At 39.6% G+C, this 22,225-nt stretch carries 20 protein-coding genes and 2 riboswitches; of the genes, 5 read left to right on the top strand and 15 right to left on the bottom strand.

Annotated elements, in window-relative coordinates; all coding sequences use genetic code 11:
* Nucleotides 1-31: 31 nt before the first annotated feature.
* The 13 genes from cobA to ACQKNC_RS00750 are packed head-to-tail and all read right to left on the bottom strand — an operon-like array spanning nucleotide 32 to nucleotide 12,144.
* On the bottom strand, nucleotides 32-799 hold the full coding sequence (gene cobA, locus ACQKNC_RS00690; protein WP_427422992.1) for a uroporphyrinogen-III C-methyltransferase: 768 nt from the start codon (nucleotides 797-799) through the stop codon (nucleotides 32-34).
* Nucleotides 796-1,434, bottom strand: coding sequence for a precorrin-2 dehydrogenase/sirohydrochlorin ferrochelatase family protein (locus tag ACQKNC_RS00695; RefSeq protein WP_427422993.1), 639 nt, complete (start codon nucleotides 1,432-1,434; stop codon nucleotides 796-798). The genes cobA and ACQKNC_RS00695 overlap by 4 nt, the downstream gene beginning before the upstream one ends.
* The gene (locus tag ACQKNC_RS00700) at nucleotides 1,427-2,794 is read right to left on the bottom strand and encodes a cobyrinate a,c-diamide synthase (RefSeq protein WP_427422994.1); all 1,368 of its coding nucleotides are present in this window, start codon (nucleotides 2,792-2,794) and stop codon (nucleotides 1,427-1,429) included. Before ACQKNC_RS00700 ends, ACQKNC_RS00695 begins: the two co-directional genes overlap by 8 nt.
* Before the next feature lie 11 nt (nucleotides 2,795-2,805).
* On the bottom strand, nucleotides 2,806-3,927 hold the full coding sequence (locus tag ACQKNC_RS00705) for a cobalt-precorrin 5A hydrolase (protein WP_427422995.1): 1,122 nt from the start codon (nucleotides 3,925-3,927) through the stop codon (nucleotides 2,806-2,808).
* Nucleotides 3,920-4,705 carry a precorrin-4 C(11)-methyltransferase gene (gene cobM / locus ACQKNC_RS00710; RefSeq protein ID WP_337989697.1) on the bottom strand — a complete coding sequence of 262 codons (786 nt, stop codon included), beginning with the start codon at nucleotides 4,703-4,705 and terminating at the stop codon, nucleotides 3,920-3,922. Before cobM ends, ACQKNC_RS00705 begins: the two co-directional genes overlap by 8 nt.
* Nucleotides 4,705-5,412, bottom strand: coding sequence for a precorrin-2 C(20)-methyltransferase (cobI, locus tag ACQKNC_RS00715; protein WP_427422996.1), 708 nt, complete (start codon nucleotides 5,410-5,412; stop codon nucleotides 4,705-4,707). The genes cobM and cobI overlap by 1 nt, the downstream gene beginning before the upstream one ends.
* Nucleotides 5,405-6,625, bottom strand: coding sequence for a precorrin-6y C5,15-methyltransferase (decarboxylating) subunit CbiE (gene cbiE, locus ACQKNC_RS00720; RefSeq protein WP_427422997.1), 1,221 nt, complete (start codon nucleotides 6,623-6,625; stop codon nucleotides 5,405-5,407). Before cbiE ends, cobI begins: the two co-directional genes overlap by 8 nt.
* The gene (locus ACQKNC_RS00725; RefSeq protein ID WP_427422998.1) at nucleotides 6,582-7,715 is read right to left on the bottom strand and encodes a cobalt-precorrin-5B (C(1))-methyltransferase; all 1,134 of its coding nucleotides are present in this window, start codon (nucleotides 7,713-7,715) and stop codon (nucleotides 6,582-6,584) included. Before ACQKNC_RS00725 ends, cbiE begins: the two co-directional genes overlap by 44 nt.
* Entirely contained in the window at nucleotides 7,715-8,374 is a 660-nt protein-coding gene (locus tag ACQKNC_RS00730; RefSeq protein WP_197143136.1) for a precorrin-8X methylmutase, read from the bottom strand. Before ACQKNC_RS00730 ends, ACQKNC_RS00725 begins: the two co-directional genes overlap by 1 nt.
* A 12-nt stretch (nucleotides 8,375-8,386) precedes the next feature.
* The gene (gene cobK, locus ACQKNC_RS00735; protein WP_427422999.1) at nucleotides 8,387-9,148 is read right to left on the bottom strand and encodes a precorrin-6A reductase; all 762 of its coding nucleotides are present in this window, start codon (nucleotides 9,146-9,148) and stop codon (nucleotides 8,387-8,389) included.
* Nucleotides 9,145-10,083, bottom strand: coding sequence for a sirohydrochlorin chelatase (locus ACQKNC_RS00740; protein WP_427423000.1), 939 nt, complete (start codon nucleotides 10,081-10,083; stop codon nucleotides 9,145-9,147). The genes cobK and ACQKNC_RS00740 overlap by 4 nt, the downstream gene beginning before the upstream one ends.
* 14 nt (nucleotides 10,084-10,097) lie before the next feature.
* Nucleotides 10,098-11,768, bottom strand: a complete 1,671-nt coding sequence (gene cobJ / locus ACQKNC_RS00745; protein WP_427423001.1) for a precorrin-3B C(17)-methyltransferase — start codon at nucleotides 11,766-11,768, stop codon at nucleotides 10,098-10,100.
* 4 nt (nucleotides 11,769-11,772) lie between these two features.
* Nucleotides 11,773-12,144: a (2Fe-2S) ferredoxin domain-containing protein gene (locus tag ACQKNC_RS00750; protein WP_134019700.1), complete on the bottom strand. Its 372-nt coding sequence runs from the start codon at nucleotides 12,142-12,144 to the stop codon at nucleotides 11,773-11,775.
* Nucleotides 12,145-12,282: 138 nt separating this feature from the next.
* A riboswitch (cobalamin riboswitch) is annotated at nucleotides 12,283-12,467 on the bottom strand.
* A gap of 420 nt (nucleotides 12,468-12,887) precedes the next feature.
* Nucleotides 12,888-13,072: riboswitch (cobalamin riboswitch) on the top strand.
* A 317-nt stretch (nucleotides 13,073-13,389) separates the two neighbouring features.
* Here ACQKNC_RS00750 and ACQKNC_RS00755 point away from each other — a divergent pair.
* From ACQKNC_RS00755 to ACQKNC_RS00775, 5 genes are all read left to right on the top strand, one after another.
* Nucleotides 13,390-14,136, top strand: coding sequence for an energy-coupling factor ABC transporter permease (locus ACQKNC_RS00755; protein ID WP_427423002.1), 747 nt, complete (start codon nucleotides 13,390-13,392; stop codon nucleotides 14,134-14,136).
* 1 nt (nucleotide 14,137) lies between these two features.
* Nucleotides 14,138-14,410, top strand: coding sequence for an energy-coupling factor ABC transporter substrate-binding protein (locus tag ACQKNC_RS00760; protein WP_049664351.1), 273 nt, complete (start codon nucleotides 14,138-14,140; stop codon nucleotides 14,408-14,410).
* Between the two features lie 5 nt (nucleotides 14,411-14,415).
* On the top strand, nucleotides 14,416-15,189 hold the full coding sequence (gene cbiQ, locus ACQKNC_RS00765) for a cobalt ECF transporter T component CbiQ (protein ID WP_427423003.1): 774 nt from the start codon (nucleotides 14,416-14,418) through the stop codon (nucleotides 15,187-15,189).
* A complete protein-coding gene (locus tag ACQKNC_RS00770) occupies nucleotides 15,186-16,022 on the top strand; it encodes an energy-coupling factor ABC transporter ATP-binding protein (RefSeq protein ID WP_427423004.1) in 837 nt (278 codons plus the stop codon). The genes cbiQ and ACQKNC_RS00770 overlap by 4 nt, the downstream gene beginning before the upstream one ends.
* A gap of 256 nt (nucleotides 16,023-16,278) precedes the next feature.
* The gene (locus ACQKNC_RS00775; RefSeq protein WP_427423005.1) at nucleotides 16,279-19,776 is read left to right on the top strand and encodes a S8 family peptidase; all 3,498 of its coding nucleotides are present in this window, start codon (nucleotides 16,279-16,281) and stop codon (nucleotides 19,774-19,776) included.
* Nucleotides 19,777-20,150: 374 nt separating this feature from the next.
* Here the strand turns inward: ACQKNC_RS00775 and ACQKNC_RS00780 are convergent, their stop codons facing one another.
* A complete protein-coding gene (locus tag ACQKNC_RS00780; protein WP_427423006.1) occupies nucleotides 20,151-21,278 on the bottom strand; it encodes a DUF4261 domain-containing protein in 1,128 nt (375 codons plus the stop codon).
* A 306-nt stretch (nucleotides 21,279-21,584) separates the two neighbouring features.
* A complete protein-coding gene (locus ACQKNC_RS00785; protein ID WP_427423007.1) occupies nucleotides 21,585-22,031 on the bottom strand; it encodes a YfmQ family protein in 447 nt (148 codons plus the stop codon).
* Nucleotides 22,032-22,225 lie beyond the last annotated feature (194 nt).

The raw sequence follows: 22,225 nt of genomic DNA on the forward strand, positions 1-22,225 counted from the left end.
CCTCCCTATGCTCAAATAAGTCTTATTATCTTTATGAAAAGGTAAGTCCTTGCTCTTCAAACCATTGAATTTTCTCACGTACTTTGACGACATCGCCAACGACAATCATAGAAGGATTATGATAGCCTTCACGTTCAATAATGCTAGCAATTTCCTCAAGTTGCCCTGTAATGGTACGCTGTTGTTCTGTTGTTCCCCACTCAATCACTGCTACTGGGGTAGTTGGCTTACGACCATTTTCGATGAGCTTTTTAGAGATATAAGCAATATTGCCAACACTCATATAGAAGGCAACTGTATCGATACCTGTTGCAAGTGCAGACCAATTTAAAAAGTCCTGTCCCTTTTCCTCACGACCATGCCCTGTTACTAGAGCAAAGCTTGTCGCAAAGTCTCGGTGTGTTACAGGAATACCTGCATATGCTGGCGCAGCAATTCCTGCAGTAATACCAGGGACGATTTCATAAGCAATACCATGATTTTTTAAGATTTCGGCTTCCTCTGCACCGCGACCAAAAACAAATGGATCGCCACCCTTTAAACGTGTAACAACTTTTCCTTCCTGCGCTTTTTCGACAAGTAATGTATGAATCTCATCTTGAATGAGGTGATGCTTACCAGGTAATTTACCACAGTACACAAGCTCAGCATCTTTTTTCGCATACTCTAACAATTTAGGATTCACAAGACGGTCATACGCAATGACATCAGCCTTTTGAATACATTCTAGCCCATACACTGTAATGAGCTTTGGATCTCCTGGTCCAGCTCCAACCAAATATACTATTCCGTCTTTCATCGCGCTTCTCCCATCAGTAATTGTTGTAAATAAGCCTCACGTCTATCAATCTCTCCACTACGTGTCCATTCTAGTAAGCTGGGTTCAAGTAATGCTTGTAAAGCTGCACGTCTTTGCTGACCTTTCTCAAACTTAGCAGCAATCATTAAACGCGCTTGTTGTAGGAAGCATACATAGTCATCATAAACGTCATCAAATTGCTCTTCGAGGTCCGCTTTGATTTTACGCGCTAATGCTGGACTTGCACCTGACGTTGATACCGTTAAAACTAATGGACCACGGCGCACTGTCGCTGGCGTAATAAAGTCACTCTCCGCCTGTGCATCTGCCCGATTGATCAGCTGCCAATGCTGCGCTGCCTCTTGTACAGCTTCATTTACTGCCGTATCATTTGTTGCCGCAATGATGAGTATTGCATCATCTAAATCACGTGATTCAAATGCTTTTTCACGCCATGTAATTTGACCTGATTCAGCAAGTGGCAGTAATGAGTCATCTAGGGTTGGACTAACAACAACAATATTTGCTTTAGCCGGAAGCAGTGAAGCGACCTTCTGTGTTGCTACGTGACCTCCACCAACAATTACTACAGTTTTATATTCAACATTAATATGAATAGGAAAATAATTAGTCATGATTTTTCACCTTCTTACAAGCTGTTAACCAATTGTCAACAAGCTTTGGGTTAGATACAAAATGAAAATGCGTATAGCCAGCCACTAGATTTCCTGCTTGGTAGCCCTCTTGTTTGTTACCAAATCGCCCTTTCGTTTGGTAAGCCGGTGTGTTATGTGTGCCGCTATACTTTGAATAATGGAATTCATGTCCCTTTGCTTCTTCATCCGTACCAATTAAGAAATTATCTTGTGTGCCAAAAATTTCACGGTAACCAAGAGCCGCTAATTTTGTTTGCATTACTACTTCACCTGGAACAACACCAACCATATCATAACGATCACCGTCACTATTCGTAATGGCCTCCGTCAAATACATAAAGCCCCCACACTCAGCTAATGTCGGTAACCCTTTGGCTATTGCTTCACGAATAGACTTCTTCACGTCGGAATTTTTCGCCAATATTTCAGCAAATTCTTCTGGGAAGCCCCCGCCTATATACAATCCATCCGCTTCAGCTGGAACAGGTTCATTCGCAAGTGGTGAGAAAAATTCTAGTGTTGCTCCCTTTGCACGTAACAGTGCCAAATTTTCTTCATAATAGAAGTTAAACGCAGCATCCTTTGCTACAGCAATGCAAATATCCTGAGACGGTTCTTCCACAAATAGTTGCCCTGATTCTTGTAAAACAGGAGCTTTTGTTAATTCAAGCAATTGATCTAAATCAATAGTCTCTTCCATTAAAGAGCCTAGCTTATCAAAAAATGTATCGAGTTCGCCTCGTTCGATTGCAGGGACTAATCCTAAATGGCGACTAGGAATATCAATCCCTTCCTCACGCTTTAAATATCCGATGACAGGAATACCACACTCCTGCTCTATAGCAGCCTTCGCGATTTCATAATGGCCGACACTTCCGACTTGGTTAGCAATGACGCCAACGATATTCGGTTTATCTGACAACATTTGGAAACCTTTTACAACTGCCGCTACACTTCGTGCCATACTCGCACAATTGACAATTAAAATAACAGGGCTCTCTGTGACAACACTAATGTCTGCTGCAGAGCCAGCATCCGATAACGGACTTTTTCCATCATAAAAGCCCATAACTCCTTCAATAATGGAAACATCAGCATCTTTACTTGCGCGCGCGACAATATCACGCACTGCTTCATGTGAAAACATCCAGCTATCGATATTGCGTGATACACGTCCTGTAACAGCAGTATGATAAGTAGGGTCAATATAATCGGGACCACATTTAAAGCCCTGCACAATTTTGCCCTTTTCTTGTAATGCTTTCATGAGTCCAATAGTAAAGGTTGTTTTACCAACACCACTGCCAGTACCAGCTAATACAAAGCGATTCGTTTGCATAGGCTTCCTCCTTAAAATGTTAATCTAGCAACAGAGATTGTAGCATTGCCCGATTTTTTCTTTTCTAGCACAAGCGACTCCACCTGCGCATAACGCATTGCTGAAGGCTCACTTACCCCGTATGCTCCTGTATATTTAAATACGGTTTCCGAAGGTGATGGGAAATCAATTTCATTTAATTCTGTCGGTGAATATGTAACAAATTCCCAATCGTATTTCTTTGTTATTTCTAGGAAGCATTGCTCGTCCTTCTTTAAATCAATCGTGCATAGCGCTTTGACACTTTTTTTCGAAAGCTTCAGCTCTGCAAGTGTTTCATCAATGACTTGCTCAATTTCTTCCACAGATGTCCCACGATTACAGCCCATGCCAAGCACAACCGATTTCGGTCGATAAATAACACCATTTTCAAGAAGCACTTCTTCTTCTGGGTCAATAATGCGGTCAGTAATCAGCAATGTCGCGTGTGGTTTCGCTTCAATCGCAGCATATGTTGACGGATAAATTTTAATTTGCTCTGGCATCGCTGTATCACGCATCCACCAGTCTCGTTCCCCTGTTTCCTGAACGATTGCGACGTGCTCCTCGTTGACAACAGAGGCACTTACAGGTGTCAGTTTATCGGCACTATCCCATACCCAGCCAAAACGTGCTCCAAATAAATCAACCGGAATGGTCTTTTGCACATCTGAGGCTGTCGTAATAATTGGATTTGCTCCAAGTGCTGCAGCTACTTCATGTGTCAGCTCATTGGCACCACCTAAATGACCTGATAAGACGCTAATCACATTTTCACCACGGTCGTCAATGACTACAACGCCAGGATCTGTCTTCTTATCCTTTAATATCGGTGCAATCATGCGTACAACTGCACCGAGTGAGATGATTATAATCAAGCCTTTATATTGCTTAAAAAGAGTAGGCAGCAGTAAACGCACAGTACCTGTAAACATCTGAATATGCTTTTCTGCTTCATCACCCTGCTCAAATTTACTCATGTAATATAAGTCGCTCGCAGCAAAAGTATGCTGCAAACGACGTCCAATTTGTACACCGTGCTTTGTGATGGCTACAACTGCATAAGGATTTCGTTGATCAACCTCTGGCAGTACGCCCTCTTGTAACTCAATCACTTGTCTTCACACCTTTTCTAAAACCATGTGTAAAGGTAGCATCATATAATTTTGAACGATATTGATCCTTATCATGAATATTCGGATCTAATGCCCAGCCAGCTAAAATCATCGCATGTTTACGAATACCGTTGACACGCATTGCTTCATCTAATTCAATTAATGTTGTACGTACGATTTTTTGATCTGGCCAAGAAGCGCGTTGAATAACAGCTACTGGTGTATCATCAGCCCAGCCAGCATTTTGCAATTCTTTAACTATTTTTTTTGTTAACGTTGCGCTCAGGAATAATGCAATTGTACAGTGATGACTCGCTAAATCGCGTAGCTTTTCAAATTCTGGTACAGGTGTACGTCCTTCGGCACGTGTTAAAATAAGTGTTTGTGTTAAGTCAGGAATTGTTAATTCTGCTCCGATTGCCGCTGCGGAAGCGAAAACAGAGCTAACACCAGGAATAACCTCGTAGCCAATACCTTCTTTTTTTAATAGTGCCACCTGCTCCATGATTGCTCCATACATTGCAGGGTCTCCTGTATGCATACGAGCTACTACTTTCCCCGCATTGACACGATCTACCATGACCGCTACCATTTCCTCTAAATGCATACCTGCCGTACGAATAACCTCTGCATCTGGTCGTGCCTTTGCAATAAGGTCCTCACTTACTAAAGAATCTGTATACATAACAACGTCCGCTGTTTGTAGCATATGTAAGCCTTTAACTGTAATTAAATCTGGATCACCAGGACCAGCGCCGACAATATATATTTTCTTCATTATTTACGCACCACCATTAACGTTAAATATTCTAAATCTACACCATCTAGCTCACGCACATCCCAAATAATTTCCTCGTCAGATGTTACCTTTGTTACGACTGATGCCTTATCAAGTAAATCTAAGTCACGTAATACCTCAAGCATTAAATCAATTACCTTTGCTACTTTTATAAACACCACTGCATCGTGACTTTCAATCGCTTCACGCATTGCATCATAGTCATCATGGGCAGGTATAATAGCAACACGGTCATCGCCATCTGCCAGTGCAATTCCAAGTCGTGATGCTGAACCATTGAACGAAGAAATTCCAGGAACTGTTTGAATTTCAACTTCAGGGTGCATGTCCTGCATAAGCTTCATCATATGGATGAACGTACTATATAATAATGGGTCTCCTTCTGTTACGAATGCGACGTCCTTACCTTCTTTTAATTTTTCATAGACAAGTTCAACTGATTTCGTCCATTCGCGTTCTAATACAGCCTCATCCTTTGTCATTGGAAATACTAAGCCAAGCATATCTTTTTCCTCTGGGTTGATGTAGACATCTACGATACGATGTGCATAGCTTTTACTACCTTTTAGTTTTTTCGGATACGCAATAACGGGCGATTCCTGAATAACACGGAATGCCTTAACTGTAATTAACTCTGGATCGCCAGGACCTACGCCCAAGCCATATAAAATACCAAGATTACTCATGATTTTCTTCCTTTCGATATGCAGAAATAATGTAAATAGGATTTAATGGGACAAAACGCGTCATATCTAATATTGGTTTACTGCGCGCAAGCTGTGCCTGCAATATGTCCACAGCAAAGCCACAAGACTTAAACGCTTCGACTGCCTTATATAAATTTTCAATGGTTGCAGCATTCAATACAATACGACCATTTGGCTTTAAGCGTGTACAGCACAATTGTAATAACTCCACCATTTCTCCACCTGTACCGCCGATAAAAATCGCATCCGGATCAGGGAAGTTTTCAAGTCCTGCTGGCGCTTTACTATGAATAGCTGTAATATCTACACGGAACTTTTGCTGATTTTGCAGGCAATTTTCTAAATCAGGAGCGTTTTTCTCCACTGCAAATATTTGACCTTCTGGCGCAAGCTTGCCCGCCTCAATGGCCATTGAACCCGTACATGTACCAACGTCCCAAATGATGCTATCTTTTTGTAGCTGCATTGCTTGTAAACTTAAAACACGAATTTCTTTTTTCGTAATAAGCCCTTTGTCTGGCTTACGCTGTGAGAATTCTTCATCATCAATACCGAGTGCATAGCGTTTCGGTACTGAGGTTTGCTGTAGAATGACAACATTTAAAGGAGAAAAATTAGCCATTTCTAATTCATCAAGCGAATACCAACCGAATTTTTCATTTGTGCCTTGTAAATTTTCTGCAACAAATGCATTGTATTCTGTCATGCCAAAATGCTTTAAATAACGTGCCAGCGCATTTGGGTTATTCTCTTCATCTGTTAAAAGTGCAACTTTCTTTTTACCATCAATACGTTGGGCTAAGCCTTTCATGGAACGCCCATGAATACTTGTTACATAAGCATCTTGCCAGCTTTCCCCCATCTTCGAAAAAGCAAGTTGAACTGAGCTCATATATGGAAAAACCTCAATGTCTAGCTTCTTCGCTAAATAACCACCGATTCCGTAAAATAATGGATCACCAGATGCTAAGATTACTGTATTTCTTGATTCTGCAGATAATCTTTCAACAAGCGCTGAAAGACCACCTTTAATCAAAACTTTTTCACCAGTAAAGTTCGGGAAAAATTCTAGAACACGCTCCCCACCAACAAGTACCTCACAGTCTTCAATCCACTGCACATATTGCGGTAGCAAACTTTCTTGTCCGTTATCCCCGATCCCAATCAATTTCATCGATCGATGCAATGTCATCAGCCCTTCCTAATAATTGTCCCTGCATCGAATAGATCGATGTAGAAAGCGTTAAACCGCACTTAATGTGATGTAATGATGAATAACAGCAAGCTTCACATAAGTGGTTGAAGAATGCATCATAGCCCTTTTCCGCCATAATTTCTCCGACCTGTGAAGCAGTGTTTGCCTCTCGTACGTTTGTAACGGTTTCTTCATCCGCACCTATATCCACTGCTAATTGGGCTAAAAAGTTAAAATCAATAGGAGCACTTTTGGAGTGCACCATCATGACACCCTGTGCCACCTTCGAGAATTTCCCCATCATACCGACAAGTGATACTTGCTTCATACCAAGTCGCTTACAATGTTTTAATGTAAAGCCTACAAAATCGCCCATTTCTATAAACGCTTCCTCTGGCAAATGAGGGTACTGTGCCATCGCATACTTTTCACTTCGGCCGCCAGTCGTAACAACTAAATGCTCACAACCAGCCTCTTTTGCAACACTAATTGCTTGGACAATACTAGCCATATAAGCGGAACTCGAAAAAGGCACGACGGTTCCCCTTGTGCCTAAAATGGAGATGCCTCCAATAATACCAAGTCTCCCATTTAACGTTTTTTTAGCAATTTCCTCACCTTTAGGGACGGAAATAACTACGTTAACGCCTCGTTTAATTTGAAATTCATCAAGTACGCCTTGTACAGTACTATGAATCATCTTCCGTGGTACTGGATTGATAGCTGCTTCTCCAACAGGTACCGGTAAGCCAGGCTTTGTTACGCGCCCGACACCAATTCCACCGTCCAGATGAATGCCTGGTATATCCGACCAGCTTACTGTGCCGATAATGAGTGCTTTATGTGTTGCGTCCGGGTCATCACCAGCATCTTTAATCGTTTCACAGCTGACAGTATCATGCTGAAATGTACACTTTTCTATCGTAAAGGTCGCATCTCGCCCAATCGGCAAATGAATGGTACTAGTTTCTTGCTCTTCATTTGTAATTAAGGCAAGTAATGCGGCCTTCGTTACTGCAGTCGCACAGGCTCCCGTTGTATAACCGTGACGCATGTCCTTGGGATCCTTTTTAGGCTTCCGCTCCATTATTTTTTCGCCTGTTCATCCGCTAAAAGTGAGACAGCATTCAATGCGGCAACCGTCACTGTACTACCGCCTTTACGACCAACATTTGTAATATAAGGAATACCTTCTAGTTTTAAAAGCTCTTCCTTCGATTCCGCAGCTGATACAAAGCCAACTGGCATACCGATAATTAAATCTGGTTTCGCTAAGCCTTCTTTAATTAAACGAATTAATTCAAGCAATGCTGTTGGTGCATTCCCAATTGCATAAATGCCACCTTCATGTAATTTAGCAGCCTTTTGCATAGAAATAATCGCACGTGTCGTGTTTTGTTTTTTCGCCTCAATCGATACGTCTTCATCTGCAATGTAGCAGTGTAAATCGCCACCGTGCTTTTGGAAGCGTTTCTTCCCTGAACCACTTTCAATCATTTGCACATCTGCAATGACATGTCGACCAGCAAGGATTGATTTGATACCAGCTTCAATTGCTCCTGGTGTAATAATAACGCTACGGCCTAGTTCAAAGTCAGCAGAAGCATGAATGATACGGCGTACAATTTTCCACTCGTCTTCAGAGAAATTATGCTCGCCCATTTCCTCTGCAATAATAGAGAAACTGTAATCGTAAATTTTATCTGGGTCTACTGTTAATGGTTTGAAATCTGTTTTAAAGTCCATTTGTATTGCCTCCTAAAGTGTGTTTTGTACAGCTTGTAATACATCTTCAAATGTAGAATATTGCTGTCCGTATTTTATATTTGGTCTTGCAATTAAAATTGTTTCGATGCCACATGCAAGAGCAGCCTCTAGCTTTTCATCCACCGAACCAACTTTGCCGCTTTCTTTCGTAATCATCAATGTCACATCATATTGACGAAATAGGGCTTCATTTAATTCCTTTGAAAAAGGTCCCTGTATCGCAACAATATCTCTTTGTGCCACACCAAGTGCTTCGCATTTTTCCATATTATCGAGCCGAGGAAGCATACGTGCAATTACTCGTGTATTTTCTAAACCATGTAACACCTTTGTAAAAGTTGCTAGCGTTTTACTGCCCGTCGTTAGCATAATGACTCCTCGTTTTTCCGCTGCTAAATGGGCAGCCTCCTCATAATCTTTCACAACCGTAATTAGTGAATCGGCATAATGCTCATGTGCACGTTCATAGCGAATATACGGAACATTCGCTTGCTCAGCTGCCGCCATCGCATTTTTTGAAGCTTCTTCAGCAAATGGATGAGAGGCATCTACAACTAAACGGTACCCTCGCTCTGTGATAATCGTCGCCATTTCCTCCGCCGTTAATCGACCGACTAAATGAGGAAGGCCTACTTCTGCAAGGCTTGAAGCGGCTGATTCAGTAACGACCGTAGCTGTCACAGCATAACCCGCTGACTGTATTTCAAGTGCTAGATTCCTAGCATCGCTCGTCCCTGCTAACATGAAAATCATTTTACTGGCTCCTCTTCATGGTGGTGATGATGGTTATGGTCATGGTCATGGTCATGGTCGTGATCATGATCGTGGTGTAGGTGGCCATGGTCATGATCGTGGTCATGATGGTGATGATGATGCGCATGTCCATGCGCTGCCGCATAAGCACGATAATTTTCTAAATCTTGCATACCCGTTGATGTACCATTTACAGCTTGCTCAATGCGCTCTAATAGCACATTTTGTAAACGCTCATGATAGCCAAAATAGTTGGCAATTTGAATATCACAGTCAACATATTTTTCGTTAAATTGCTTACACATACCATTCATACGTTCCATTAGGATACCTGTGAATAAAAAGTACGGTAGCATAATGATTTTTTTAGCACCAAGTTTCACACAGCGCTCAATTCCTTCTTCAACACGTGGATCTGTAACACCCATAAAAGCGCTTTCCACATACTGAACCGGTAGTTTTTCCCATAATAGGCGTGTAATTTTATAAAAATCACCATTTGCATATGGGTCACTGCCGCCTCGTGCAATTAATAAAATGGCAGTATCCTGATGTTCTTCTTCAGCATTAAAGCCGATTTCTGCTAAACGGTCTTCTAAAATAGCGAATATTTCGTCATGGATACCGATTGTTTGTCCATAAGTGAACGTTATATTTGGATAATGCTCACGTGCATGTTCGATTTCTGCTGGAATATGTAGTTTTGAATGTCCAGCATGAAGAAGAATAATCGGAATTACATGCACCTCTGTAGCACCTTTCTTCACACAGTTCGTAATACCTTCTTCAATGTTTGGCGAAGCGAACTCTAAAAAACATGTTTCTACTAAAAAGCTATCATCAATGCGAGGTGTCATTTGCTCGATAAACGTGCGTACCTCATCATTTCCTGCAGCTAAACGGCTCCCGTGGCCGACAAATAAAATTGCTTTCATCTCATTACTCCTCACTAGTCGCCGCATGGAGCTGGCTCTACTTTTATTTTTGAAGACATATCCTGATACGTAAAATGTAGGATCTTTTTCACACGCTTGAAGTATTTAAACAAACGTTCATTTGGATGCGCATTTGCTTTATATTCTTCGATAATGTCGGTGATAAGTGGTATGAGCTGTTCAGGCTCTAGCCCCTCAACAACTGGCTGGGCCGCATGTGCTGTACGACCAACCGGCTTAGCACCAATAAAAACATCAAATTTACTTTTACGATAAACAATTCCAATATCATCGAATACCGCTCGATAACACGCCATACCGCAGCCGTTAAAGCCAATATTTAATGTTTTCGGTAACGACATACCACCGAGCTTTGCTTGAATCTCTTCCGCATACGGAATCGAATCGTACTTTTCTCCGTAACAGAAGTCACAAGCCTTTAACGATAACACGTCGCCAAGTGGTGCTAGTAAAAAGCCAACTTCACGAAGCTTTGCGGTAATCTCTTCAGGTTCAGACGTTGGAATTTTCAAATGAATTTGATGGTCAGGTGTATACTCCATCGTTCCTTCCTCACCAACTACCTCAGCTAACGTCATCATTTGTTGAGGAGTAAAAAACTTATTGGCTACTCCTGGACTAACAGCTAATTCAAAAACGGATTCGATTTTTTGTTGAACGAGCTTAGGTGTTACTTTCACAGCGCTCGTTCCCTTCACCATTGCAAGAGCAGCTGTCGCCAATTCAAGTGACGATTTTTTAGGCTTTGGTTGTGGTGTAATAGCTAAACTGGGCTTAATACGATTGGCATTAGGATCAGTCGCAAAATCATTACGCGCTGCTCCTGTTTCTTGATTCATTGCCCATGGTTCATTTTCTTCCTTAAGTCGTTGATGTGGTCGTAACGGTTGTTTTTCTTCACCGAGTGTATATTTACGCTGATAACCACGTGGTGTAATCATTTTATTGTCGTAGAAGAATGTTGTTGAATTCCCGATAATAACTGTAGTTAACATGCCGATATCATGTTCAAGCATTTCTGCTAAAGTCGTCATCGTAATTTCCTGACGGTCACGATACGCGCTTTTCACTAGTCCAACCGGCGTATCAGGTGAACGATATTCTAATAAAATTCGTTGTGCCTCAACGATTTGTCTCGTACGTCGCCCACTTTTGGGGTTATAAAGAGCAATAACAAAATCCGCCATTGCTGCCGCTTCTACTCGCTTTGCAATTAAATTCCAAGGCGTTAAGTGATCACTTAAACTAATGGTACAGGCGTCATGCATAATCGGAGCACCTAGTAAACTTGCACACGAATTAATAGCAGAAATACCTGGAACAATTTCTACCTCGACACCAGTTGCTTCCGTCCAACCTAGCTCGATTAAAACCTCATACACTAATCCTGCCATTCCATATACACCAGCATCACCGCTGGAAATAACCGATACAACACTTCCAGCCTCCGCTTGACGCACAGCTTCCTGTGCTCGCGAAACTTCCTCTGTCATACCAGTACTAATAATCGACTTTGCGCTAACTAAATCCTGAATAAGTTCAACATAAGTTTTATAGCCTATGATCATATCACTTTGTTGTAGTGCCTCCACAGCACGATTCGTAATATGTTTAAAATCTCCAGGCCCAAAGCCAACTACGAAAATCTTACCTTTTTGCGCCATTTTGTTACCCCTCTTTCACCTTTTCAATACCTTTTATGGCTGTTGTCTGTGCTGTACGTTGTAACGAACCTTCACGCAATGTAAAGACATGCTCATTATGTAACGATTCATGATTTAAATCTTGCACAAGTGCCTTCGCATGCTCCGTTGTCGGCACGCGATACCAATTCCCCTGAGGATAAGCAATGACAACACAAGCATCCTTACACCTACCATTACATCGAGTCCTCGTTGTATGTATTTCTTTATCAAGTGCCAGCAACTGTATTTCATCACGGATTGCCTGTGTAATGTCCTCCGCATCTTTTTTCATACAGCTACTACCATTACAAATAAAAAGATGTGTTTTCATCCCCTCTAAATTCCAAGTTGTCATAGTCGTTCTCCCCTCATTTGCTTTTAGGAAAAAGAAAAACCTTTACTCTAGACGAAGAGTAAAGGTTTAGTAGAAGCCAATTAAAAACGAATATATAAGGGTACTCGCTTTCGCTTCAACTTCTCCCTCCGAAAAGTTTGCATGCAGCATCACATAAGCAGGTTTCCTGACTTAAGCTTCTTTTTACTTTCGCACCTTCCCATTTTTTATATGGTGGCCTTTGCGATTTCATCAGCTATTACAGTAGCGGGGGCTGTATCGGATTTTCACCGAATTCCCTATTATCTTGAAAATATTCAAGCACTTATGGACGTTTTATATGAATTTAGTTTTAACTTCTTTCAGCAAGTATCCAAACATCCGCTGAAAGAAGTTAAAGCCTCCGGCGGATGTCACAAAATCGGAAAGGAGTTCAATAAAGGATGTTAGCCTAAGATCATCGCATCCATGCGATAACGGCTAACTGACCTGCATCACGCAGGCCTAAGCACAAAGCCGATTCCGGACGCAATTATGCGGCGGCATAATTGATTTTGATAAAACTGTTTCTATCATAGCTTATTTTTTTAAAATTTCAATATTTCTTTCTTAATTTGTGACATTTTTATTAATTATTTTTAGAAAAATGTGACATCCATTTTCTATTTATCCGAATTTTCGACATAGAGACTAAATTAAAAATTTTTTCACAAAAAGTATAGCATATTTATGGAAAACCATGTTACACTTTGTCGTGAAATCTCACAACTTCATCTTTTTTCGGTGCGAATTGTTCAGCATTTCGCTTAAAAGGGAAGCCGGTTCAAATCCGGCGCGGTCCCGCCACTGTACTAGGGAGTTTTATAGATAATGTCACTGTCCAAAGGATGGGAAGGCCTATAAAACGTTGAACTAAAGCCAGGAGACCTGCCGAAAAATATGTGATCGTTTCAACCTACGAGGATGGGTGTGCGGCTTAGCAGATTAGAACTTATTTACTTTTTTAGCTATGCACTTTTCCCCCAAAGGGAGAAGTGCTTTTTTTCATTCAGAAGAGACTCCATCTCAAGGTAGTAGATGAGTACAGATATGGTTCCAACTGGACCAAAACACCTACTGAATGAAAAAAACTCCGGCGGATGTCACGGATTTTGAAAGGAATGAATTGTGCTTGCACAATTCAAAATTCGGACGCAATTACGCCAAGGCGAAATTATATTGATCGCATACTAATTCGAATAATTTTAATGTGAGGAGGAGAGATTTTTGAAACTCTCAGGTTGGAAGCTTAGTTATTTCTTATTGGCATTTTTATTCGTGCCAGATCGTGCATTTGCGATGCATATTATGGAGGGCTTTTTGCCAATCGAATGGGCAATTTTTTGGTGGGTCGTATCAATTCCATTTATTATTTTAGGATTACGTTCTATTCGAAAAACAATTGATGAAAATCCTGAAACAAAAATGATATTAGGTCTTTCGGGTGCCTTTGCCTTTGTGCTATCAGCTTTAAAAATACCTTCTGTAACAGGAAGTTGCTCACACCCAACAGGAGTTGGGCTTGGGACAGTTCTTTTTGGACCATTAGCGATGAGTGTTATCGGGACAATCGTATTATTATTCCAAGCTTTACTTTTAGCTCATGGTGGACTTACAACTTTAGGTGCTAATGCCTTTTCTATGGCAATTGCTGGTCCTATTATTGCTTATTATGTTTTTAAGGGCTCTCAAAAAATGGGGTTATCATTTTCAGTAGCTGTATTCTTAGCAGCGATGCTTGGTGATTTAGGTACATATGTTGTCACTTCTGTACAATTAGCACTTGCCTTCCCTTCTGAGGTCGGAGGCTTTATGGCTTCATTCACAAAGTTTGCTGGTATTTTTGCATTAACGCAAATTCCTCTTGCTGTTAGTGAAGGAATTTTAACAGTGATCGTTATGAACTTCCTGAAAAAATACAATGTCAGTGAATTAAAAGCTTTACGTGTTTTTTCAGCAAAGGAGGCTCACTAACATGAAAAAAAACTTACTGCTCTTAGCAATTGTTGTGTTACTAGCAATCGTTCCCCTATTTATTCAAAAAGGTGCAGAATTCGGAGGTGCTGATGGCGAAGCGGAAGCAGCGATTAGTGAAATAGATGCAAGCTACGAGCCATGGTTTGAAAGCTTATGGGAGCCACCAAGTGGTGAAATTGAAAGCTTATTATTCGCACTACAAGCTGCTATTGGCGCTGGATTTATCGGCTATTTCATCGGCTTAATGCGCGGCAAACATAAAGAAGGTTAAACGCTATGTTACTCATTGATAAGTATGCTTATATGAACAAACTAGCGACTGTTCATCCGCTAGAAAAAATGACGTTATCCCTTGGACTACTTTTATTGTCGCTTATCATGAGAGATGAACGAATATCACTCATTACATTTATTGTGATGAGTGCTTTTATCATTTTAGGCGCAAAAATCCCTACAAAATATTATGCAAAATTACTATTGCTACCTGGATTCTTTTTACTATCAAGTTTAGTATCAATTTTAATTTCTATAACCCAATCAACTAGCACGCTACCAACGCACATTTGGTCATTTTCACTTAATAGTTGGACGATTTTTATCGGCAGTGCGAGCCTCGTGACAGCACAACAGCTTTTTTTCATCGTTCTTGGCAGTATCAGCTGTTTGTATTTTTTAATTCTTACGACTTCAGTCCAATCTATTTGTTACGTCCTACGACAATGGCGACTTCCTACTCTATTTGTAGAGTTAGTAGAGCTAACGTATCGGTTTATTTTTATCTTTTTAGACAGTATGCAAAAAATTCATCTTGCCCAGCAGGCTCGTCTAGGATACAGCTCCCCTATGCAGTGGCTTCGTTCAGTATCAATGCTGATTGCAGCATTACTTGCTGAGATGTTCCAACGAAGTCGTGAGTTAAACAATGCGATGGAAGCACGTGGTGGCGAAACTGTCTATTGGCAGGAGAATGTTCCCTATAGCATGAAAAACTGGCTAGGTATTTCTGCTATTTTTATACTCCTCATCATTTATGGAGGTTTTTTCCGATGATAGACTTATATTTTGAATTAACACATTTATCCTACGCTTATGCAGATGGAACTCATGCCTTAACAGATATTACACTTCAGATTCCTAAGGGGAAAAAAATCGCTTTACTTGGTCATAATGGGGCTGGAAAATCAACATTATTTCAACACCTGAATGGAATTTTGAAACCTACTGCTGGAAGTATATCATTTTGTGGCAAAGAACTTAATTATAGTAGAAAAGCATTAAAAGAATTACGTCAACAGGTTGGTATTGTATTTCAGGATGCTGACAACCAGCTTTTTTCTGGTACAGTGAAGCAAGATATTGCATTCGGACCATTAAATCTTGGCTGGACAACTGAAAAAATTGAAGAAAAAATTACATGGGCTGTCGCTCAAACCGAAGTTGAAGCATTGTTAGATAAACCCATACATTTTTTAAGTGTTGGACAGAAAAAACGTGTCGCTATGGCAGGAGTACTTGCAATGGAACCATCCATTTTATTATTAGATGAACCGACAGCTGGACTAGATAATTATTATAGTGCACAAGTTTTACAGTATTTAGCTACGTTAGAGAACGGTGAAAGAACAATTTTACTTGCAACCCATGATATCCCATTAGCCTATGAATGGGCAGATCAAATAATCGTGATGGAAGCTGGGAGAATTATTTATAATGGGGATCCAGTTGAAATGTTCTATCAAGCGGATCTACTTGAGAAAGCTCATCTTGAACGCCCATGGGTCTTTGAAATGGCCATTGCCTTACAAAATAAAAATCTATTTGAGAAAAACATCAAAATGCCTCGTTCGAAGGAAGATTTACACAAACTTATTGAGCAGCTGTAAGACAATTTTTGGCCCTAGTTGATACTTTTCAATTGTGACTGAACCATCTCCTACGCTAATTTCACAAAGCTGAAGAATGGTAGAAATTGCCTGTATTATCTCCCTTCTACATATTTTTATCATCTGTAAAATATAATGGAAAAATATAGAATGGTACACTTGGGAATATATATAATAATTTACGAAACTTTTCTATTACTCATTCGTATTAGTATAGATGACCCAAATATTTAAGACATCTAAGGAGGGAAAACAGTTGAAGAACTGGAAGAAGAATTCAATCGCTTTAGTAGCATCTGCAGCACTAATGGTTCCTACTACCTCTGCCTTCGCTGAAGCACCACAAAAAACAGCAAAGAACCAAGAGTTAGTGAAACTAGCTAGCAATAAGGAACAAACATTCAAAAATCAAAAAGAATGGATTAGTAAGGACACTATTATCGTCAAGCATTCCAATCTTGATAAGAATGTGCACAAAAAAATTGGCGCAAAAGTGATCCGCTCTATTCCTTCACTAGGTTACGATGTTATCCAACTTAACAAAGGAACAAATTTAGAAAAAGCAGTTTCATATTATGCTAAGCAAAAAGGGGTTAAAAGTGTATCCCCAAGCTATGTGTATCATTCCTTTGGTACAGAAGCAGATCCAAAGAAACAGGACATGTACCATTTAAGTCTACTTCAAATTGATAAAGCACTGGAATTAGCAGGCGACAAAGATGTAAAAGTAGCCGTTATCGATGCTGGTGTAGATTTTAAACATCCTGATTTAAAATCTCAAGTGCTTCCACCATATAATGCAGCAGCACCTGCCAATACTTCTTATCCTAGTGAGCACGGAACACATGTAGCAGGAATTATTGGTGCGACAAAAGATAATGGTCTTGGAGGACATGGGATTAATCCAAAAGCTAAGCTACTTCCAATTGATGTATTCAACGGGAAAATTGGCGCTAATGATTTCGTCATTGCACAAGGAATACTTTACGCGATCGATCAAGGCGCTGATGTTATCAATATGAGCCTTGGTGGCTATGGAGAATCTCCTTTAATGCAGGAAGCCGTTCAGAAAGCGATCGATAAAGGTATTACCATCGTAGCTGCTGCTGGAAATGAATCGACAGATAATTACTCCTTCCCTGCTTCTTATGAAGGCGTTATTAGTGTAGGCTCTACGAATGATAGAAACAAACTATCAAGCTATTCAAACTATGGTCCATCAGTTGATCTAGTAGCTCCAGGTGAAGAGGTTTATAGTACAGTTCATGATGATAAAAAAGGATCATCCTTTGTAAAAATGAGTGGAACATCGATGGCATCTCCTGTTGTTGCAGGTGTGGCATCCCTACTAAAATCAAAATATCCAGATTTAAAGCCTTATGAAATAGAAGCTATTCTCGAAATGACTGCTAAGGATTTAGGTGACAAGGGCTATGATCTTACGTATGGACATGGCCTTGTAGATCCTGTGAAAGCTTTACAGTTTAATATTAATAATCTACCTAAACAGTATTCAGAAACAAAAGAAGAACGTCTGAAAAATGCAAAAGTTCTTAAAAAGGATACTGTAAATACTGAAAAAGGTGAATTCAAGCAGCCGGACGAAAAGAAATGGTACAAGGTTGATCTAGACGCAAATGAATATGCTCAACTGACATTAAAAGGTGCAAACAAATATGATTATGCATTTGATTTGTACTTCTACCCTGAAGGTCACACCGAAGAAGTTGAACCAATTAATGTCAATGATGTTCGTGTAGGCAAGCAAGAAGGATACCTATATAAAGCAGATCAAAAAGGAACTCTACTTATTGGAGTTAAGGATCACAATGGTAGCTATAGCTTAAAGGGCGAGTCTAACTACACCTTCACAGCTCAAACGACTAGTAAATTACCAATTGATTCATTAGATAAGGATCATATGGAGAAGATTGAAAAATTCCCATTCAGTACAGCGGGGAAAAACTATACCCTACTTTCTGAAGATCATCTGGGTGACCAAGATTATTTTACATTTTCAGTGAATGAACCAACTACATTGAAATTTGATTTATCTGGTATTCCAGGTGTTACAGCATCCATGGAGCTTTATCGAAAAGAAGACTTAGTTCATGTACCGACAGAGGAAGGCGATGCTGAAGGATTAGATGAGGCATTCCCAATCCGAGCATCTTATGGTATGGATAAAGGCGATGGAGTAAACTTAGTTGTCGATGCTATGCCAGATGAAGAGTATGTAATAAGCGTATCTAATAAAAACAGTATCAAGTTTTCACTTGATATGTTCTTTAGCGGCGGTATTAAAACTGAAGAAACTATTAGTGAATCAATCATTCCTTACACATTAAAAGGTGAAGTCGTAACCCTTCCTAAAGATGAAGACGGCCTTTCAATAAATGGAGGAATGCCAGAAAACAACGTACAAAAGGATATTTTACCTTTAACTGAATATAATACAAAAAAACTTAATCAACTAAATGATTTTATGGATATGTTCATGAATCCAGGTGGTATGGAACAACCGGAAAACGTTGACCAAATTATGGACCAAGCGATTCGTTTTGAAGTAGGTCAAGACCAAAAAGCATACTTCCAAACTGAAGATGATGAAGATTACTTCACATTTACTGCTAAAGAAGATGCCATATATGGTATCCAAATTCAAAAAGGTATGAACCAATCACCGGCTGGTACTATATTTGAATATGATGAGGAAACAAAAGGATTAATCCCAGTTTCTTCTTTAACTAATGATATGGGGCTACTTAGTTTAATTCTTGGATCAGCAAGTGATTCAAACGATGCTAAGACAATTGCATTGAAAAAGGACAAAACCTATGTTGTAAAAGTAATGAATCTTGGTGACCGTTCCGCTGAACCATATACACTTAAAACAAGTAAAATGGCAGCTATTCCAGAAGACGATAATAGAAATAATAATTCACCAATAGCGGCTAAAACGATTCGACCAGGTGTCACTAACAAAGATCATCTTATTTATCAAGATGATACTGATTTCTACTACTATAAACAAAAGGGCAAAGATGAAGTCATGAGTCTTCTTGTTTCTTCTGTACCATTTACGAAAGAACAATTAGATCAATTACCTAAAGAACTTCAAAAAGACCTTAAGTTTACAGGCTCCATTATTGAAGATACAAATGGTAATATGGAAATCGATCCAGAAGAAATGGCAACAGAAATTCCATTTGGACAAGCTGAAGACATCCTTCAATTACTACTTGGTCTTGGAGGAACAACAGATGTGAATACTTCTTTTAAAGCCAAAAAAGAACACGGTTATTTTATTGTTCTAAACGGAAGTAATGTTGGACAAGTATCAATCCAACCATATACGTTAACTTTGTTTGATCATAAAAATGTAGATGAAGATGCAGATTCCAAGTTAGTTAACGGTATACCTACAAAACCAACTGTACTTACGAAAAAAGACGCTAAATGGGTAGCTACTCAATATCTAAATGCCGGTGTTCCATTTGGCGATAAAGACTATTTTGAATTTAAAAACGACAGCAAACGCGATGTGTACTTCTCTCTTCAAACAGAGAAAGCACTAGATGGCGTCATCCGTATTATTGATGCAAAAGGAAAAACAGTAGAAACATTAGATCTTTACGGAGCTGGAGATGCTGAAATAGGTACAGTCGAACTGGATAAAGGAACTTACTATATTGAAGTAAGTGAATATTACGGCAAAGCTAGTACTCAACCATATACACTTGAAATCAAATAAGATTTAAATCCCCTTGGACTGAAAAAATGAACTTAGTAATAGAATCGAATTTTCGGTTGAAGGTAGAGTTAAAGGATTATCCCCTAGATGATGAAAATCTAGGGGATTTTTTTAATTTCTATAAAATGATCCTTGAGATGAAAAATGTTGGGGAATAAAAAATTGTATCCTCATTATTTTAAATGGATTGGAAGATCAGGATACTGTAAAAGGCATTTTAATTGGCAATAGCATTTCAAAATACTATGAAACTGACATATAAAAGATGGTATTACTCCCCTCACTTCCGGTTGGGAATTCGCTATTAGTTAAGCAGAGTATTTTTGATTATGCGCTTAAAAAAGACACCTGCTACGGTGCCTTTTGGAATGAGACTAGTATTGGATTTTGAGAGTATCCCCATCGACATAAACTCCCTCGGAACGGGAAATCGGCAGCTTTTGTTCTGCTGAGAAGCCGATCGTTTCTCCATCCCTTAAAGTGACATTCTCTTCTACAATATATCCGGAAATCGCAATTAAAAAATCACGCAGCTCGGCAGGAGATTCTTGACTGTCCAGAATTTCAATTTCATCCTTGCCAAAGGCTTTTAACCCATTGGTATAGCCATCTACCCCTGTTTCCGTTCCGACCAGGCCGAAATAAACCAGATTCAGTAAAGGGAACATGTCGTCATCCTTCATGACTTCAGCCATATCCAGATAAAGTTCAGGCTGAAATACGGTGCCGCATGTATAGATTCCTATTGCGTTAGGTAGCTTTAAGCAACTGGCCGCCAGCTTGGTGTATAGCCTGCCGCTGTCCAGCGGGGAGCCGGAGCGGGTAAATGCAGCCAGGATGATTTGAGCTACATGCGTTTGAGTGACCTCCACTGCTTCCTTCCACAGGTAGTTTCCCTGTGCATAATGCTCAGCCTCACCATCTGGTATGGGAGCATCGACAAAACTAACCGCTAACATGCAGTCGTCCACTTCAAAGACCAGGGTTCCTTCATTTGTTTCTTCGGCGTTTTCCTCATCCGCTGCCGACGAGCAGGAAATGTTCCAATCATTCAAAAGGTTGGCTTTTATCTGATTAATATCGCATTCTGCAGAGTTAAGCAGAACGAATCCGTTAAAAATACCAGATCCATTGTCTTGCGTTTCCGACTCGTCCTCCATGGATTGGGTAGCCTCATATGCTGCAGCCTGCTGCATCCAGTATTCTCGGATTAATTCTACCATCTTTACAGCTTCATGCTCTGCAGTCGCAGGGTCATAGGGTTGCATCTCGCTGAATATATGGCCGCAATGCTCAGTATCAGACGGGTCCTCATAACCTCCACATACGCCAAGGAGCCATTTTCCGAACAATGATTTTTTATACCTGAAAATGTAGTAGTGCATATCATGTAAATCAAATTCTCCTGCAATTTCTATTTTCTTGGGTTCTTGCCCAAGTTCGTGTTCATCTGCTAGCCAGTCGATCATTGATTGCATTGCTGCTTGTTGTTGATTTGTCATTAATTTCTCTCCTTTATAAATGTATTATTCTACCATTATTATACCAACTTTTATGTAAAGAAAAAGTGAAGCAAGAATTATTCCTCTTATGATAGATTATTCCTATTTCTAATATAGGAAGTCGATCATCAAGTATTGAGTGCTAGGATGAGTAGCAATATAATCTCGACTTTTTGATCATAAAAAAAATCCTCCATTCAATCTAACAGGTAGATAATTTCAGTACTGTAAACACGTAATTTTCAGGGTAATAAAAAAGGGATTCTGTGTCAGTGACAGAATCCCTAATTTTTCGATAACCTATTTTCAATGGTTTGCATTTGTAGTCGAAATAGTAAATTTTTGTAGATATTCAGAACTAAGACTATATGAAATAATTTTCTCCTTGCACTTCTTGACTACATCAACGTGATTGTCGTAACTAAAAACAAAGAAATTAACATCTTTTTTGCCTCTTTTTACGGTGATGACAAATGGAGTAACATTTGTCTCTGGCTGTAAAAATAATTTTTCATTACCTGGGAATATATAGTGTTTTTTTAAAAATGAAGCTTCATTAAAATAGTCTGTAAATCTATTTTTTTCTTCCTCTTCTAAATTATTTCCATTAAAAGTTACAGTAACATCTTTTGAATCAAGTTTTTTATGAAGTTCAAATTTACTTACCCCCCATGCCACAGCTATACTGGGAGGGCTCATTAACAATTTAATAATAGATCCAATCACTACCGTAATAATCAAACCTGTTGTCATACCATACCAACTCTTTCAAAAATATTATCATTTTAGTATCATTTACTATATTACTATATTATTACCTACATTGCACATTGTTTCATAAAAAATCAGGTGTGTTGACTAACCATTTTTATACATCCAATTAATTCGAAGAGGCTGATTTCCGCTACGGGCTACTCGCTTTGTTGCTGTCGCTTCGCTTTCGCACA

Origin of the sequence: Lysinibacillus sp. NPDC094177 (assembly GCF_050279145.1) — a bacterium.
GTDB lineage: Bacteria > Bacillota > Bacilli > Bacillales_A > Planococcaceae > Lysinibacillus.